The sequence below is a fragment of the Natronorubrum amylolyticum genome, assembly GCF_052040145.1.
In the GTDB taxonomy this organism is placed as follows: domain Archaea; phylum Halobacteriota; class Halobacteria; order Halobacteriales; family Natrialbaceae; genus Natronorubrum.
In genome coordinates this window covers 781314-797543 of record NZ_JBPPFW010000001.1, presented here as the reverse complement: position 1 = coordinate 797543, position 16230 = coordinate 781314, and the positions used below count along the sequence as shown (strand labels likewise).

At 61.3% G+C, this 16230-nt stretch carries 14 protein-coding genes; 7 read left to right on the top strand and 7 right to left on the bottom strand.

What is annotated here, in order from left to right; genetic code table 11:
• Positions 1 to 108: 108 nt before the first annotated feature.
• Together ACSFDB_RS04010 and ACSFDB_RS04005 are read right to left on the bottom strand one after the other, a co-directional pair.
• Positions 109 to 1401, bottom strand: coding sequence for an acyl-CoA dehydrogenase family protein (locus ACSFDB_RS04010; RefSeq protein WP_440769737.1), 1293 nt, complete (start codon positions 1399 to 1401; stop codon positions 109 to 111).
• A gap of 177 nt (positions 1402 to 1578) precedes the next feature.
• The gene (locus ACSFDB_RS04005; protein ID WP_440769736.1) at positions 1579 to 2343 is read right to left on the bottom strand and encodes an SDR family NAD(P)-dependent oxidoreductase; all 765 of its coding nucleotides are present in this window, start codon (positions 2341 to 2343) and stop codon (positions 1579 to 1581) included.
• 401 nt (positions 2344 to 2744) lie between these two features.
• On the opposite strand from ACSFDB_RS04005, the gene ACSFDB_RS04000 reads away from it, so the two are divergent.
• From ACSFDB_RS04000 to ACSFDB_RS03970, 7 genes are read left to right on the top strand one after another with little or no spacing between them, the layout of a single operon-like run.
• Positions 2745 to 6560: a type II/IV secretion system ATPase subunit gene (locus tag ACSFDB_RS04000; protein ID WP_440769735.1), complete on the top strand. Its 3816-nt coding sequence runs from the start codon at positions 2745 to 2747 to the stop codon at positions 6558 to 6560.
• Entirely contained in the window at positions 6557 to 8629 is a 2073-nt protein-coding gene (locus tag ACSFDB_RS03995; RefSeq protein WP_440769734.1) for a type II secretion system F family protein, read from the top strand. Before ACSFDB_RS04000 ends, ACSFDB_RS03995 begins: the two co-directional genes overlap by 4 nt.
• Positions 8630 to 9160 (top strand): DUF7287 family protein, encoded by a 531-nt coding sequence (locus ACSFDB_RS03990; RefSeq protein WP_440769733.1) that lies wholly within the window; start codon positions 8630 to 8632, stop codon positions 9158 to 9160.
• A 4-nt stretch (positions 9161 to 9164) separates the two neighbouring features.
• Positions 9165 to 9806 carry a DUF7288 family protein gene (locus ACSFDB_RS03985; protein ID WP_440769732.1) on the top strand — a complete coding sequence of 214 codons (642 nt, stop codon included), beginning with the start codon at positions 9165 to 9167 and terminating at the stop codon, positions 9804 to 9806.
• Positions 9800 to 10264 carry a hypothetical protein gene (locus tag ACSFDB_RS03980; protein ID WP_440769731.1) on the top strand — a complete coding sequence of 155 codons (465 nt, stop codon included), beginning with the start codon at positions 9800 to 9802 and terminating at the stop codon, positions 10262 to 10264. Before ACSFDB_RS03985 ends, ACSFDB_RS03980 begins: the two co-directional genes overlap by 7 nt.
• The gene (locus ACSFDB_RS03975) at positions 10261 to 10758 is read left to right on the top strand and encodes a DUF7266 family protein (RefSeq protein WP_440769730.1); all 498 of its coding nucleotides are present in this window, start codon (positions 10261 to 10263) and stop codon (positions 10756 to 10758) included. Before ACSFDB_RS03980 ends, ACSFDB_RS03975 begins: the two co-directional genes overlap by 4 nt.
• Positions 10755 to 11525 carry a DUF7289 family protein gene (locus tag ACSFDB_RS03970; protein WP_440769729.1) on the top strand — a complete coding sequence of 257 codons (771 nt, stop codon included), beginning with the start codon at positions 10755 to 10757 and terminating at the stop codon, positions 11523 to 11525. The genes ACSFDB_RS03975 and ACSFDB_RS03970 overlap by 4 nt, the downstream gene beginning before the upstream one ends.
• 32 nt (positions 11526 to 11557) lie before the next feature.
• On the opposite strand, the gene ACSFDB_RS03965 is transcribed toward ACSFDB_RS03970, so the two are convergent.
• The 5 genes from ACSFDB_RS03965 to ACSFDB_RS03945 form a co-directional block, all read right to left on the bottom strand.
• Positions 11558 to 12865: a hypothetical protein gene (locus ACSFDB_RS03965; RefSeq protein ID WP_440769728.1), complete on the bottom strand. Its 1308-nt coding sequence runs from the start codon at positions 12863 to 12865 to the stop codon at positions 11558 to 11560.
• Positions 12866 to 12983: 118 nt separating this feature from the next.
• Positions 12984 to 13832 (bottom strand): CheR family methyltransferase, encoded by an 849-nt coding sequence (locus tag ACSFDB_RS03960; protein ID WP_440769727.1) that lies wholly within the window; start codon positions 13830 to 13832, stop codon positions 12984 to 12986.
• Positions 13829 to 14350: a chemotaxis protein CheD gene (locus ACSFDB_RS03955; protein WP_090304848.1), complete on the bottom strand. Its 522-nt coding sequence runs from the start codon at positions 14348 to 14350 to the stop codon at positions 13829 to 13831. The genes ACSFDB_RS03960 and ACSFDB_RS03955 overlap by 4 nt, the downstream gene beginning before the upstream one ends.
• The gene (locus ACSFDB_RS03950) at positions 14347 to 15606 is read right to left on the bottom strand and encodes a chemotaxis protein CheC (RefSeq protein ID WP_440769726.1); all 1260 of its coding nucleotides are present in this window, start codon (positions 15604 to 15606) and stop codon (positions 14347 to 14349) included. The genes ACSFDB_RS03955 and ACSFDB_RS03950 overlap by 4 nt, the downstream gene beginning before the upstream one ends.
• On the bottom strand, positions 15603 to 16208 hold the full coding sequence (locus ACSFDB_RS03945; protein WP_090304844.1) for a chemotaxis protein CheC: 606 nt from the start codon (positions 16206 to 16208) through the stop codon (positions 15603 to 15605). The genes ACSFDB_RS03950 and ACSFDB_RS03945 overlap by 4 nt, the downstream gene beginning before the upstream one ends.
• Between the last annotated feature and the right edge of the window lie 22 nt (positions 16209 to 16230).

Genomic DNA, 16230 nt, shown 5'->3' with positions numbered 1-16230 from the left:
GCGGGCAACTACTCGAGTCGACAGATATCGATCGACTCGAGCGCTCCGGCAAAAACGAGGGTCGAGAGAAACGAGCGGCGTCGGGCCGCGTTGACCGTGAGCTCCGAGTCAGTGCCCGCCGGCGCCCCGCGTGTTCGGCTTGCCGAAGCGGGTCAAGGGCTCGAGTTCCTCGTCGTGCGTGTCTTCGAACGCGTCGCGAGCGATGACGCGTCGGTGGACTTCGTCGGCGCCGTCGACGATCCGGAACTTGCGGACGGCTTCGTAGAAGTCAGCGAGCGGGAGGTCTTTCCCGATACCGTTGGCGCCACAGCACTGCACGGCGAGGTCGATCGCCTCCTGCGTGACGTTCGCGGTGAAGACCTTGCACATCGAGACGGGGATGCGCGCTTCCTCGCCCGCGTCGATCCGGTCGGCCGCGTCGCGGATCGCGGTTCGGGCCACGTGCAGTCGGGTTTCGGCGTCGGCGATCCGGTAGCGCAGTGACTGCTTCTCCGAGAGCGTCGACCCGAAGCCCTCGCGCTCGCTGATGTATGCTTTCGCGATCTCGAGGGAGCGCTGGGCCATGCCCGAAAAGCGCATGCAGTGGGTGAGACGAGCGGGGCCGAGTCGTTCCTGAGCGTGAGTGAAGCCCTGATTCAGTTCGCCGAGTAGGTGTTCCTCGGGGACGCGAACGTTTTCGTAGACGATTTCGGCGTGGGAGGCACCGCGGGGCCCGCCGCCCATGTGTGGAACGTCGCGAACGACGTCGACACCGTCGGCATCGGCCGGGACGAGAAACAGCGAACAGCCTTCGTAAGGGTGGGCGTCCGGATCGGTTCGTGCGAGGACGATCAGAACGTCGGCTTCGACGCCGTTCGACGTCCACCACTTGTGGCCGTTGATGACCCACTCGTCTCCGTCTCGAGAAGCCTCAACTTCTCGAGGATCAGCCGAGGTTTCCTCGGCGGAGTCTTTTTCGGCGGTAGTCTGGATCATTTTCGGGTCCGAGCCGGCCCCCTGCAGCGGTTCGGTCATCGAGAAGCCGGACGCGATCTCTCCCTGCACGAGGGGCTCGAGATAGGTCTCCTTCTGGAGGTCGTCGCCCGCGAGTTCTAAGAGGTGCATATTGCCCTCGTCGGGGGCGTCGACGCGCATCGCGGCGGCGCCGAGCAGGCTGCGGCCGGCCTCTTCGAAGACGGGCAACGCGTCGCGAAAGCTCATCCCCATCCCGCCGTACTCCTCGGGGATCTGGGGTGCGTAGACGCCGTACTCGCGAGCCGATTCGCGGAGATCCGCGACGGTGCCGCTCGAGACGGCCATCCCGCCCGGTCGGTCGCGCTCGAGCGGGAGGACGACCTCCTCCATCAGTTCGTGGGCGCGGTCGGCGAGTTCCTGTGCCTGCTTCGAGTCGGAGTACTGCATACGGGTCCTTCGCGCGGCCGTACGATAGGCGCGGGAGAGAATTCCCGGGCGTGTGGAAGACTCCCAAAGGTATTTACAACGATTCCCCGATACCGTGTGAAAAAACACATTGGTTGCAGATACTGCTGTGACGTCTACTGATGGAAGAGAGTGCCCGTATAGGGGCTGGTCTGCAGACTACCGCGACGTCCAGCCGCCGTCTACCGCGAGACACGAGCCCGTCACGTAGCTCGCCGCGTCGCTGGCGAGGAAGACGACTGGCCCTGCGATCTCGTCGGGCTCGGCGAACCGGTTTAGCGGCGTCCGATCGATAATCGACTGTCGGAGTCGGTCGTTCGACTCGAGCTCTTCGGTCAGCTCCGTCGAGACGTACCCCGGTGCGACGGCGTTGACCCTGACGTCGGGCGCCCAGTCGAGCGACATGCTCTTCGTGAGTCCGACGAGTCCGTGTTTCGATGCGACGTAAGGATGCTGTCGGGGGAGACCGACGAGACCGCCAACGCTCGCGACGTTGATCACCGAGCCGCCGCTCTCGTGGAGGTGGTTGGCCGCCGCGGCGGTCACCTCGTAGGCGCCGTTGAGGTTGACGTCGAGAACGCGGTCGAGGCTTTCTGTGGCGACGCCCTCGGGCCGGCCGAGCGCGTCGTCGGGGTTGAATCCGGCATTGTTGACGACGACGTCGATGCCGCCGAACGCGTCGTCGGCCCGCTCGATCACGTTGGCAACTGCGTCCGAGTCGGTTACGTCCGCGGGAACGGCCAGTGCATCGCCGCCGTTGGCTTCGATTTCGTCAGCAACGCCCTCGATTTCGTCGGCCGAGCGCGCCGATGGGACCACCGCAGCACCGGCATCGGCGAGACCGAGTGCAATAGCTCGACCGATACCGCGACCACCGCCGGTGACGATCGCAACCTGCCCTTCGAGGCTGAACTGCTCGGTCATCGCGAGATCACCCGTTCGGACGACGAATCCGCTCCGTTGCGTTGGGTGGACGCGCTTCGACGGGAGTCCTCGGTCGATCGAGCCTGTTGCGGCGTGGTATTCATCGGTCGATCGATACTGGTGCTGACCGCATATGTGTTCTCCCCGGCGCACTCGTTGTACCAGTCAGGGATGGCTCGGTCGCACGCTCGGATCGACTCGACCGATAATTTCGACCAATATTATAAATAGTATCGTTAGACAAGTAGAGGTAATCAACCGGAGTGATCGGACTGTGACCGTAATAATGGCAACAAATAAACACGTGGCAATACGACGGGTACGCAGCCCTGTGCGCGGAGTTATCAGAAGTGGTAATGTGTGGATGAATTTTTTGAAGGGTAAGCGTTTGGGTGACGACAATGGCTATTGACGAGGCCGACCAGTCGGATGCCGGGGACTTTTCTGATGAGGAGGCATCCGACCCCGGGTCGGCGGACAACCGGTCTCACGCGTCGGGCGCGGACTCGGATTCGAGTCCCGGCGCTCGCGTCGGCGAGTACACGTGGGAAGCGTTCATGGACGAGTACGGGTACGGCGACGAGATTTCGACGCTGTATCCCAACGAACCGACGGGTGACGACCAACTGGGGCTCGACACCGACGAATCGGCACGACACTCGGTCCCGACCGGGGACGACTGGGATCGGGTCGAGTTCGATCCCGCGACCTATCTCGGTTTTCACCCGGACGATCTCCGATCGAATCTGCTGCCGATCGCCGGCGACAACGCCGACGTACTTCAGGAAACGTTTCTCGACTACGTCGATCCGGAGACGACGCCAGTCACCAAAGACGTCTGGACGTGGGAGCACTACAAGTGGGAGTACTACTACGAAGACGACGGCTCCCGGCCGCGTGACAGCGACGGCGAGATCGTCCGTCACGATGAGGAGGAGGCGCTCGGGTTCGACCCAGACACGTTAGAGCAGCGATTGTTCGCCGGCGACGAAGTTGCGATGGAGTTGGACGAACTCATCGAGGAGCGGACCGTCAACATTCAGGACGATATCGAGGAAGACGAGTTCTTCTCGACGGCCGACGGCAACACCACCGTCTCGAACCGCTACGACCTCGAGAAGGCGGTTCCGATGGACAAGAAGACTCACTTCCGCGAGGTCGAACGCTACTGGGTCAACAAGCCCTACGCGTACGTCGTCATCTTCCACTCGGAGAAGGAAAACGAGAAGAAGTACTACATGATCGAACCGTACCTGAACGAGATCGAGATCGAACTGCAGGAGTTCCTCTCGGGCAAACTCAGGACGGCGATCAAGTACTCCGAAGATGGAATCAAGGAGAAAGCGACCGAGGATGGCCGACGGGTCGTCATCGAAGACGAGACGCGACGCCTGCTGAAACGGTACGACCTCTTCGAGAAGACTTCCGGGAGCACACAGGAGGGCATCCTCGAGACGCTCCAAAACTTACTCGACAGCGACGAGGAAGATGAGGAAGCGTCGGGGCCGACACAGCTCGAGGGGATCGAGGTTCGACCGGAGCCGGCTATTCTCGCGGACGATCCGGACACGTTAAACGAGTACCAGGTCGAGAAGCTGCTCTACCAGCTCAAACGGAACTTCATCGGCTACGAGCGCATCGACGGCATCAAACACGACATCAACGTGGAGGACATCTCCGTCGACGGCTACAACTCCCCGGTCTTCGTCTACCACTCCGAGTACGAGCAGATCATCTCGAATATCTACCACGGCGAGGACGAACTCGACGACTTCGTCGTCAAACTCGCCCAGCGCTCGGGCAAGGGTATCAGTAAGCGACTTCCGCAGGTCGACGCGACGTTACCCGATGGCTCGCGTGCGCAGTTGACCCTGGGCAAGGAGGTCTCCGACCACGGGACCAACTACACCATCCGTCAGTTCAAGGACGTTCCGTTCACGCCGATCGACCTCATCAACTGGAACACCTTTTCGTTGGACGAGATGGCGTTCCTCTGGCTCTGTATCGAGAACCACAAGAGCCTGATCTTCGCCGGCGGTACTGCGTCCGGGAAGACCACCTCGTTGAACGCGGTCTCGCTGTTTATCCCCTCGAGCGCGAAAATCGTCTCCATCGAGGACACCCGCGAGGTCGAGCTTCCCCAGCGGAACTGGATCGCGAGCGTCACTCGGCCCTCGTTCGCCGACGACGAGCAGGGTGACGTCGACGAGTTCGACCTGCTGGAAGCCGCACTACGTCAGCGGCCCGACTACATCGTGATGGGTGAGATCCGTGGTGAGGAGGGTCGAACCCTCTTCCAGGTCATGTCGACCGGCCACACCACCTACACCACCTTCCACGCGGATTCCGTCGACGAGGTCTTGAAGCGGTTCACGACGGACCCGATTAACGTCTCGAAAACGATGTTCACCGCGCTGGACCTGGTGTCGATCCAGACCCAGACCCGCGTGCAGGGCCGGAAGGTTCGACGAAACAAATCCCTCACGGAGATCAACCACTACGAGGCCGAACACGACGAGATCAACGTCCAGGACGTCTACCAGTGGCAGGCCGAGACCGACGAGTACCTCAAGATGGGGGACTCGAACACCTTAGACGAGATCCAGTTCGACCGCGGCTGGAGCAACGAAAAACTCGAAGAGGAACTGTTCAAACGCGAGGTCATCCTCGCCTATCTCATCAAGAACGGGTTGAACACGTACGCGGAGGTCGCAGCGACCGCCCAGGCGTTTATCAACGACCCGGACACGATCCTGACACTCATCGCGAACGGCCAGCTCGAGGACAGCCTCGAGGACCTTCGGGAGATGGAGAGCGTCCTGATCGACGTCGACCCCGAAAAGGAAGAACTCGTTCCCCGCCCGGACGCGAGCGACGAGACGTACAACCTCTCGATGGACATTCTCGAGCGCGCGGAGGAGTCGCTGTTCGAGGAGTATCGCGGCAAGGTGCCGAGCGGACTCGCGAGTTCGCTCGGCGAGGTCGAGGAGGCGGACCCGATCGAAGTCGACCGCGCCGACGCCGACGAGTTCGAGTTCGCCGGCGAGGTCGACGAGACCATCGAGGACGACGAGTGGGAACTCGGCGACGGCTCGAGCGGGTTCGGAGCCGGATCGCAGGAGGGAGAGACCGAACCGGCGTGGCTCAGCGACGACACCGGCTTCGATATCGGGTCGGACGACGGAGGCGCGAGTGCCACCGGCGGGACGGCCACCGAAGCGACGGCCGCCGATTCCGGTGGAAGTTCGTCCGCGAGTACCGTCGACCAGCGTGCCAAAACGGGCGGGATCGACACGGCTAGCCAAGCGCCGACCGAAACCGAATCGCCACCCGCCCCGGCGACGAGTGCCGGAGCCGAATCGGCGCCGGCCGCGTCACAGTCCGGCGAGGAGGCGACAGTCCTCCCCACGGACGACCCGGAAGACGGTGACATGGGGGGTCTGTTCGACGATATGGATGAGACGATCGATCGGCTCGACACCGGTGAGACGTCGCCGGCAGCGACCGAACCCGTGTCGGAGGCGACACCCGATACCTCCGACTTCGATTCGATGTTCCCCGAGGGCGATCTCGAGTCGATCTTCGATCCCGAGGCGGCCGACGAAGTAGCAGGCGACTTCAGCGACCAGATCGAGACCGCTGACGACCCCACAGCAGCAGAAACGGGCGACAACTCGACGCTGGCGGTGAGCGACGACTCGGAGTCAGTACCGGAAGACACCGAGAGCGTCGAGGCACCGACGATCGAACTGGACGCGCCGTCGGCGGACGAAACGCCGGAACGGACAGACGAGTCCGAAGAGTCGAACGAACCCGACACGGTAGGGGCCGATAATCGCAGCCGCAGTGACGAGCCGGTGGTAGACGAGCAGGGAGCGAGCGTCAGCGAGACGGGGCGCGACGAGACCGAGTCCGCTGGTGACACCGGTGACGGTCCGCAAAGTATCGTCGACAGCGAGTCAAACGCAGCGACGTCAGAAGACGACGACATCGAGCAATCGGGATCGATCTTCGGAAACGACGCCGATCCGATTTTTGCCGACGACGATGACGACGTGCCGGACGACGGCGACGATGGATCGCTGTTCGGCGACACTGGGAAAACTGAGACGGGCGATTCGATCTTCAAGGGCCCCAACGACACCGATGGGGACGAGAACGAGGACGACGGCGACGATGGATCGCTGTTCGACGATAGCGAGGAGACCGACTCATGAGCCTCCAAACCGGCGGCGCGGGCTCCGGTGGCGTATCGGGTAGCTCCGATATTCTGGGTGATACGTTCTATCCCCTGTACGACTGGCTGTTCAGCGAGGACAGCGAGTTCGTCACCGACGTCGAGACGAAGCTCGCACAGGCCCGGATGACCGATACGGTCGAACTGTACCTCTCTCGAGCGCTCGGAATCGGCTTCATTAGTGGGCTGGCACTGTGGCTGCTCGGACTGCTCCTCGGATACGCCCTCTTCGCGACCGGTCTCATCCAGGTGGATAACATTCTCGGATTCCCAGTCAGCAGCGAGGCGCTCCTCGAACTCATCGAACTGCTTCGGGTGCCGGCGCTCGTCTTCGTCACCGGACTCGTCTTCGGCTCGATCGGCTTCGCCCTCGGTTTTGGCTCGTTGGTTGCGATTCCGTACTCCCGCGCGTCTGCCCGCAAGCGCGAGATCAACATGCTGATGACCGACTCGGTCTCGTTCATGTACGCGCTGTCGGTCGGCGGACTCAACCAACTCGAGATCATCGAGGCGATGGCCGAGGCCGACGACACCTACGGCGAAGTCGCAAAGGAGTTCCAGAGCATCGTCAAGGAGACCGAGTACTTCGACGTCGACTACCGAACCGCGATCCGAACGCAAGCGCTCGAGACGCCGAGCGACGAACTCTCCCAGTTCCTGACGGACATGCTCTCGATCGTCAACAGCGGTGGTGACATGGAAAGCTTCCTCGAGGACAAAAAGGAAAAGCACATGCGAACCGCCAAACAGGAACAGGAGCTCACGCTCGAGACCCTCGAACTGTTCGGCGAGATGTACATGACGCTCTCGCTGTTCCCGCTACTCCTGATCATCATCATGGTCGTCATGCAGATGATCCCGGACGCGGAGGTCTCGAACCAGATGCTGTATATGACCGTCTACGGTCTGATTCCGCTGACCGGGATCGGGTTTCTGGTGCTGGTTTCGACGGTCAAACACGACGAGCCGGGTGACGGCTACCTCTCGATGGGCGGTAACGACCGACGTATCGAGACCGCGCGCGATCAGGGACTGCTCAACCTCGGTCTCGTCGAGCAGTTCACGGGCGAACACAGCGTCTTCGACCGCATCAAAAACCGCGAAGGGACGTACGAGACGATGGAAGTCCTGCAGAAGCCACATATCTTCTTCCGGGACAACCCGCTGTTCACGCTCGCGTTGACACTGCCGGCGTCGCTCGTGATCATCGCGACCGCCATGATGAACGGCTCGGCACCGCTCTCGTGGGACCAACTCCTCGACAACCCCATCTGGGGGACGTTCCTCTACATCTACCTCCCGCTGTACGTCATGGCGATTCCGCTTGCGGTCTTCCGCGAGTGGAACGTTCGCCACCGAAACGCCGTCGTCAGTCAGCTGTCCGAGGACCTGCGCAAGCTCTCGAGTTCGAACGACACCGGACTGACGCTGCTCGAGTCGCTCAAGGCCGTCTCCGACACGACAAGCGGCAAACTGGCTCGCGAGTTCGAGATGATGCACACGAAGGTCAACTACGGGACGAGCCTGAAGGACGCACTTCTCGAGTTCAACAACAAGTACCACATCCCCCGACTTGCCCGGACGACTCGCCTGATCACCGAAGCACAGGAGGCGTCGAACCAGATCTCGGACGTGCTCCGAACGGCCGCACGCGCAAGTGAGAATCACGACGATATCGAACGGGAACGCAAGTCCCGCACCCGAATGCAGGTCGTGATCATCATCATGACGTTCCTGACCGTCCTCGCGGTGATCGCGATCCTCAAGACGCAGTTCATCGATACGATGGCGGGACTGGAAGCCGGCAGCGGTGATGCCGACGCCGCAGATGCTGGTGGTGCTGGCGGAGGTGAACTCGCGGATGCCGACCTGAGCGAGAACATTCAGGTCGATATGCTGGCGGTGTTGTTCTTCCACGCCGTCACCATGCAGGCGATCATCTCCGGGTTCATCTGCGGCTACATCCGGGACGCCGACATCCTGAGTGGCCTGAAATACGCCGTCGGACTGGCGACGATCGCCCTCGTCGGCTGGACACTGGTGGCATAGATGACTCGAGATCGACGACGCACTCGGACCCGAACTCGAGATTCCCGCCCGCGGACGGTGTCGCTCTCGCTGCGTGATCGCGGCCAGACCACGCAGGATTTCATCGTCGGAATCGGCGTGTTCATCCTCGCCGTCGCGTTCGTGTTCTCGTTTCTCCCGACGATGCTGACGCCGTTCGATTCGTCGACCAGCGGCGGCCAGACGGCGCAGGCGGATCGAATTGCGGATAAGGTCGTTGACGAACTTTCAACAGAGTCTGAGAGTCCAAACGAGATTAGCTGGGACGAAATGAGCGATGACGAGACGGTCGACGAGCTCGGTCTCCGAACGAACAACGACGACGATCCCATCGAACGGGTGAACGTGAGTTTGCAATCGCTCAACGAGAGTACGACAGTCGAGGGCTTCGGGCCCGAGTACAACGATCAGTCGGCGGCCAGTTCGGCTCGGATCGTGACGGTCGAGAGTGGTAGTATTGACGATGACGACGAGTGTGAGCCGGCGTGCCGACTCGTCGTGAGGATCTGGTGACACCATGCGAGACAACACTACAACCGATCGTGGACAGGCCTACACCCTCGAGGGGTTCATCAGCGCGATGATCGTCCTGATGGCACTCCTGTTCGCGTTGCAGTCGGTCGTCATCACGCCGACGACCGGCGGACTGGCGGATCGGACGGTCGAAGCTCAGGTACAACAGGAGACGCAGGATGCGCTGATGATTGCCGCGACGGCGGATGAGGAGGATGGGAGCAACCTGTCGAAGATGATTCGCTACTGGGATATCGGTGACGGTGAGTTTCGGGATTCGGATGACAGCGGCCAAGGTTACTATCAATCGTCCAATGATTCAGCGTTCTATGACGAGTTCGTACTTGGTAACATCATGGTCGATCGGTTTACGAGCAGTGGCATGAGTTACAACATCGAACTTGTCGCCCAGAACGAAAGCGGCGAATTCGACGACGAGAACAGCACATACCTCGTCTATCAGGGAGAATCTGAGTCCGTCACGGCGAGTTATACCGTCACGTTGTACGAGAGCGATACTCTAACTGCACCTGATGAAGACGACGAACTTCGAGAAGCGTATGATGATAACTATCCGATCCCGCCAGCCACAGAAGAGGATTCTGAAGTGTACAACGTCGTGGAGGTTCGAATATCCATATGGTAAGTGACAATTCGTTCACGCAGCGACGCGGTGAGGATCAGCAAACAGCCGACACACCGGACCGCGGCCAAGTAATCCTCATCGGTGCCATCACACTCGCGTTCATCATCCTCGGCGTCGTCGTCATCTTCAACGGCGTCCTCTACACTGAGACGCTCTCGTCGGCCGATACGGGTCAAAGTGCGACTACGGCAGAGAAGACCGAACTCGAGATTACCCAGGGAATCGGTTGTCTTCTCGAGAAGACAGAAGGGGACAGTAGCCAAGTCCAAGAGAACATTACGGCATTTGCGGGAACGTACCAGAATTCGACAGCCCATTCGAGTCCAACAGCAGTACATATCGATGTCACCGAAGGTGATATTTATCCCGGAGAAAATGCGACGGTCGATATAACGTACGACTCAACTGATCTCAGTTACGAACAGGAACGGACGATCGAAGCCGGGTGTCCATCATGATCGGTCCAGCACGGGAGACCGACCGCGGGATGTCCGTTGCGCTTACACACGTCCTGACCATCGCGATCACGACGATCCTTATCGCGATGTTGTTGATGGCGGGGAATGCGATGCTGGATTCGCAAACGGAGCGCTCGACCGAGACTTCGCTCGAGACCGTCGGCGAACGACTCGCCGGCGAGATTGACAACGTCGACCGGATCGTAGACGAGGACGAAAGTGAGAGCGATACCGCGACGATCACCGCAGATCATCCGCGGACGATTTCGAACTCCCAGTATACCGTCGAGTTACTCGAGGAGTGTCGCGACGACGAGGCACCACTCATCGACGGCGATAGGCCTTGCCTCGAGTTGTCGTCACACAACGTCGACGTGACGGTTCACGTCCCACTCGCAGTCGAGGGGAGTCTCGAAGGTAATTCGGCAACGGGTGGACCGATCGAAATCACGAACGACGATGGAGAGATTTCGATCGCGGGGGCCGATAGATGATCGATCGGCAGGACGACTCGAGTTCGAAGACGCGGTTCGACGACCGTGCGGTTTCCGAGGTTGTCGCGTTCGTGCTCGTCTTCGGCATGATCCTCGTCTCGGTCGGGCTGTTGTACACCGTCGGCTTCCAGGCGATGCATGACTATCAGGAGAACGAACAGCTCACAAATGCCGAGCGAGCGATGGACGCCCTCTCGGACAACTTCAACGACGTGCTGCGCTACAGCGGCGTCGATCAGCGCTACGGCGAGATTTCGATGCGCGAGGGGACGGTGACGACGAGTGGTGACGGGACGACGCTCGATATAACAATTGACGACGATCCGGTCGTGGACCAATTAGATGAGTACAACCCTGACAATGATCTGATCAATCTGGGCGAGTTCAGATACCACGACGGCGGCGAATCGATTGCCTACGAGGGTGGCGGACTCGTCCGCGCGGACGAGAGCGGGAGCGCCGTCCTCAAACAGCCACGAATCACCTGCAAGGAAGAGACGGCGATCATTTCGCTGGTTAGCATCACCGGTGGGGACCAATCGATACGGAGTGGCGAGGGACTCGGCGTGACGATGAGCGTCGACGATCGATATTCTACCGTCATTGACGTAGAGGACGATGAAACGATCTCGATCGAGGCCAGCAGTACGGACGGTCAGTACGACACTGCCTGGGGAACTGCACTCGATAGTAACGGATGGGACGACGGTGAGTGCAGTCCCGACCGACTCGTCGTAACGATCGTCGAAACCGAAATTACGTTCTGATCTCGGCGACCGCTTTCAGACTCTCGAGCCAGTCACTCCTCCCAATCACCGGTCAACATCGCCCGTAATCCGGCTCGAGCCACCAGTGCGTCGACGCGCGCCGCCCGCTCGTCCGTGTCGCCGGCCGTCTCGAGGTAGAGTCCGTTCGATAGCTGCTGTGGCTCGGACATAGGCGTTCCATCGGGATGAGTCGGTGACTCGTGCAGGACGGCGTGGTCGTCTTCGTCGTCGTCAGGATGCCAGGGAACGGTGACACCCGAAAGCCCCCGCTCGAAGAGGTACTCCGCGGTGGCGACGAGCGCCTGGTCCGCACTCGCGTGACCGATCGCGCCGACCGAGCCGCGGTCGTTGAAGAATCGGACGACGTACTCGCCATCGCCCTCGGAGTCGGTTCCGCCGTCCGTATCGTCGGACGGCTGCGCCGCATCCGAGTCGACGGCGTCCGGCTCCGTGCTGGCTCCGGCGTCGGCTACGGAGTCGGACTCGCTCGCATCGGCTGCACTCGAGTCCCTCCCGTCGGACTGTGAGCCGCCGGATTCGTCCACCGTCGTCGATTCCTCGGTCCGTTCGCGCTGTATGTATCCCTCGCCCAGCGATGTCGAGCGTTCGCCGCTCGACCCGTCCGTCTCGCCGCCCGAAGCCGATGGATCGGAGAACTCGACCGAGATGTCGTCGCTACCGGCGGACTCGAGTTCCGCGACGGCACCGCCGGACCCCCCGTCGGCGAACGAGGCGACGAGTTGCTCGAGAAAGCGATCCGTCGCAGACTCGAACTCGCTCGCGTAGGCGTCGCCCTGTTCGGTAGCGTCCGTCAACTCGTCGACGATCGCCTCGGCAAGATTCGGTCGTTCGATGGCGAGTTGGCGAGCGACGAACTCGCGGGAGTGGCGCTCGAGGGACCGACCGACGGCGTCGCGCGTGTAGTGGGCGATAGCCGATTCGTGATCGGAGAGTGAGGTGAGTCGACAGGCCAGTCGTTCGACGTCGGTCGTCCCCGCGAGCAGGAGGTAGTCGCGGCCGTCGGTGTAGATTGCGCGGTCGATCCCCGTCCACGCCATCGTCTCAAGTAAGGCGACGGCGCGTGACTTCTCGAGCGAGTCGCCGAAGGGGTCGACGGCGACGAGTAACGCGGGCACGCCGTCGACAGAACAGACGTACTCGAGACGGGTCCCGTCGATGATCGGATCGGTCAAACAGGAATCAGCGTGGACGTCCCAGCCCAGCGTCTCGAGGAGGGGATCGACGAGCCAGGTACGCGTTTCCCGACGCGTCGATGGCGGGGTGGCGTCGACGAGCGCCCGGGAACGGGTGACGTACGCGTCGAGGTCGAGTACACTCATCTACGGTGGTATTCGATGTACCGGTATGTAAGCATCCGTGTGTCTTTCAGCGGCCGGAACGCTGTCCAACACGAGCGCCCGAAACGCGGTCGAGTTGGTCAGGTGCTGTAGTCGACAGTTACGTATTGGACTGCGATTGCTCCCTCGAGAGCCGATTCGTCTCCAGAGGCTCTCGGTGGTAGATTCGAAGCCGGGCGTCGCGAACGGAAAAGGCGGACTTCAGGGTCGGTGGGATCGTCTCCGCCTTGCCGATAACGAGGTAGCCGTCCTTCCGAAGCGATCTGGCGATCGTTCGGAGCATCGGCTCTTTGTACTCGTTGTCGATGTAGATGAACAGGTTCCGACAGATGACGAGATCGAACCCCGTTTTCGGATCGTCGTTGATCAGATCGTGTCGCTCGAAGGTGACGGTCCGTTTGACGTCGTCTGCGATCCGGTAGATTCGATCGTCCTGTTCGACGTAATCCGTGTAATCGTCGAGAAAGGAGAGCTGATCGTGGAAGTCGACGGTTCGGGACTCCTCGTAGACGCCGTTTCGTGCCGTCTCGAGCGCCGGTTCGCTGATGTCGGTGCCGAGGACTCGGACGGATGACTCGTCGATGTCGGGGTCGTCGTGTGCGAGCATCGAGACGGAGAAGGGTTCGCGACCGTCGGCACAGGCCGCACTCCAGACGCGGACCGTCTCGTTGGCTGCAGTGAGCGATCGGATAACCTCACGGATCCCGGCCCAGACGTCCGGGTTTCTAAAGAAGCCGGTGACGTTGATGCTCATCGCCTCGAGCAGGGCCTGCTGTTCGTCGGCATCGGCTCGCAGCAATTCGAGGTAGTCGGCGTAGGTGTCGCTTCGGGTCCGGCGCATGCGCGAGGAGACGCGTCGATCGAGGTAGCTGTCGTTGTAGTGGCTCGTCGCGAACGCCAGTTCGTCCTCGACGAACGTGAGGAGGGCGTCGAACGCGTCGTCGGTCACAGTTCCGTCACTCCGTTCTCGGCGCGTTCGTCGGCCGTCTTGACGACGAGGGACCCCGTTCCAGGGGTAAACTCGACGGTTCGGCCGTACTCACCGCCGACGTCTTCGGCGACCAGGGGAACCCCGAGTTTCTCGAGTTCTGCTTTCGCGGCGACGATGTTTCGCTGTCCGACGCCGTCGCCGAAGCTCTCGAATTCGAACATATCGCTGCCACCTGCGATTTTGGACTCGACGGTGGTGTAGCTGGCACCCTGTTCGACCATCCGTCGCAACAGCGCACGGATCGCCGTATCGGCGTACTTGCCGGGTTTTCGGTCGCTGTTATCGGCAGCGTCGCCGTCCGGCAGCATCACGTGAGCTAGCCCACCGATGTCGCTCTCCGGATCGTACAGCGCGATCGCAAGACACGAGCCCAACCCGTAGGATTTCAGTGTATCGTCGCCCTCGCTGACGACCAGTTCGGAGATGCCGACCTGGACCGGCGTTGGCGCGCCCGGTTCGGATCCGTACGTCTTCATGAGTTCTCGAGTTCCTGGAATTCCGCCGTCGTCGGCGTCTCTTCGATCCGATCGACGTCGAGGTTGTTCAGCGCGCGTTCGAGGTCGTTTTCGTCGGGGATCGCGTACACCTCACAGTCGAACTCCCGACCGTCGGCCATCACGACCGTGTCGAAGACGAACGCGAACTCCTGATTCTCGCCGAGTTGGATGATCACGGGATCGACCGCTGCGGCACCCATATCGTGGATGAACTCCGGCGTCGAGTGGTCGATCGTCGTATCGAGGACGTTCGCCCAGCCGTCGAGGAAGCCACTCGCCATGATGTTGCCCAGTTCCTTGATTGCGCTCGTCCCCATCTCGCCGAAGCCGTCCTCGTCGACTTCCATGGGAACCATCGCATCGACGATCTCGTGGGCGGACTCCTCGTCGAACAGGAAGAGCAGATAGCCGCTCGGCATCCCGTCGAACTCGAAGGCGACGCCGACGAGCGTCTCGTCGGCAACCTGCTCGGGGATCGCCTCGAGCGAGACGAAGTTCAGCCGGCGAATCTCGACGCTGGTGTCGATGCCGGTCAGCGTCGTCGCCGTCTTGGCAACCTCCTCGGCGCCGCGTTCGGCCATCCGATCGAAGCCGTCGAGTTTGTCGTACTCGATGCCGCCGCTGGTCCGCAGGCGATCGAGGAGTGCGGCCATCGACTCTCGCTTCGGGAAGAGGTAGTGGCTGAAGCCGATTTCGGTGCCGACGGTCTCGATGCTGCTCTGGAAGAGCAAGGCGAGATCGTCCTCGTCCGGGGTCTCGTCGACCTCACCGAAGAAGGGCTCGGCCGTTACGCCCTCGACGAACTCGGGCGTCGAGACGTCGATGACGGTCTCTAAGACGTCGGCCCAACCGTCGATGAACCCGCTGTTCATGATGTGGCCGACTTCGGTTACGGCGCTCTGGGTCATCTCGTCGAACTCGCCCGCGTCGACGTCGATATCGGTCTCCGAGTCGGAGTCTGCGAGCAGCGTTTCGACGACTCGAAGCGCGTTCTCGCGCTCGAAGACGACCATCGAGTAGCCCTCGATGGCGCCGGTGAGTTTGACGCGGACGGCGACTTTCTCGTTTGCATCCTCGAAATCGCGCCGAATTTCGCGGCCGCGCATGAAGTTGAGTTTCGTGACGCCGACCTGTGTCTCGACCTCCGTCATGTGGGTCAGTCGACCCGCGGCGAGCCCGGCACCTTCCCGGGCCATTCGATAGAACGTTCCAAGTGCGTTGACGTCGAGTTTCATGCGGGTTGGACTTCGATGCCGTTGACCATTTCGACGAACTCCTCGAGATCGGGGAAGGCGTAAATCTCGGCCTCGATCTGGTAGCTCGGAACGGTCAGATCCGAGTCGAAGAACAGTGCGAGATCGTCGCCGCCGAGCCCGGCCGTCCGGGTGACGATGTCTCCTGTCGGTGCGTAGACGAGCTGTGGGGCCGCGATATCGATCGCGCGCCCGAGGACGTCCGCCCAGCCGTCGATGAAGCCACTCGCCATCATGTTCCCCATCTCCTCGACGGCGCTTCGGGCCATCTTCCCCGAGACGTCGCCCATATCGTCGACGACATCGCGAAGCATGATCGCGGTGATCTTCTTCGCGCTCGCTTCTGGGAAGAGGATGAGGATGTGCCCGTGCGGTGGGTCGAGTAATCGAACTCGAACGCCAACGCGCTTGCCGGCGTCAAGCTGTGACTCGATGTCGTCGACGTCGACGAAGTTCGTCTTCGTCACCTCCATCTGGGCGTTCTCGCCGGTCAGTTTGCTCATGTTGTCGGCGACGCCGTTCGTCCCGACCTTTGCCATTTCGTTGATGAAACTCAGCTTTCGAATGTCAACCATTAGCGTCATGGGTTCCTCCGTGGGTGTGGGT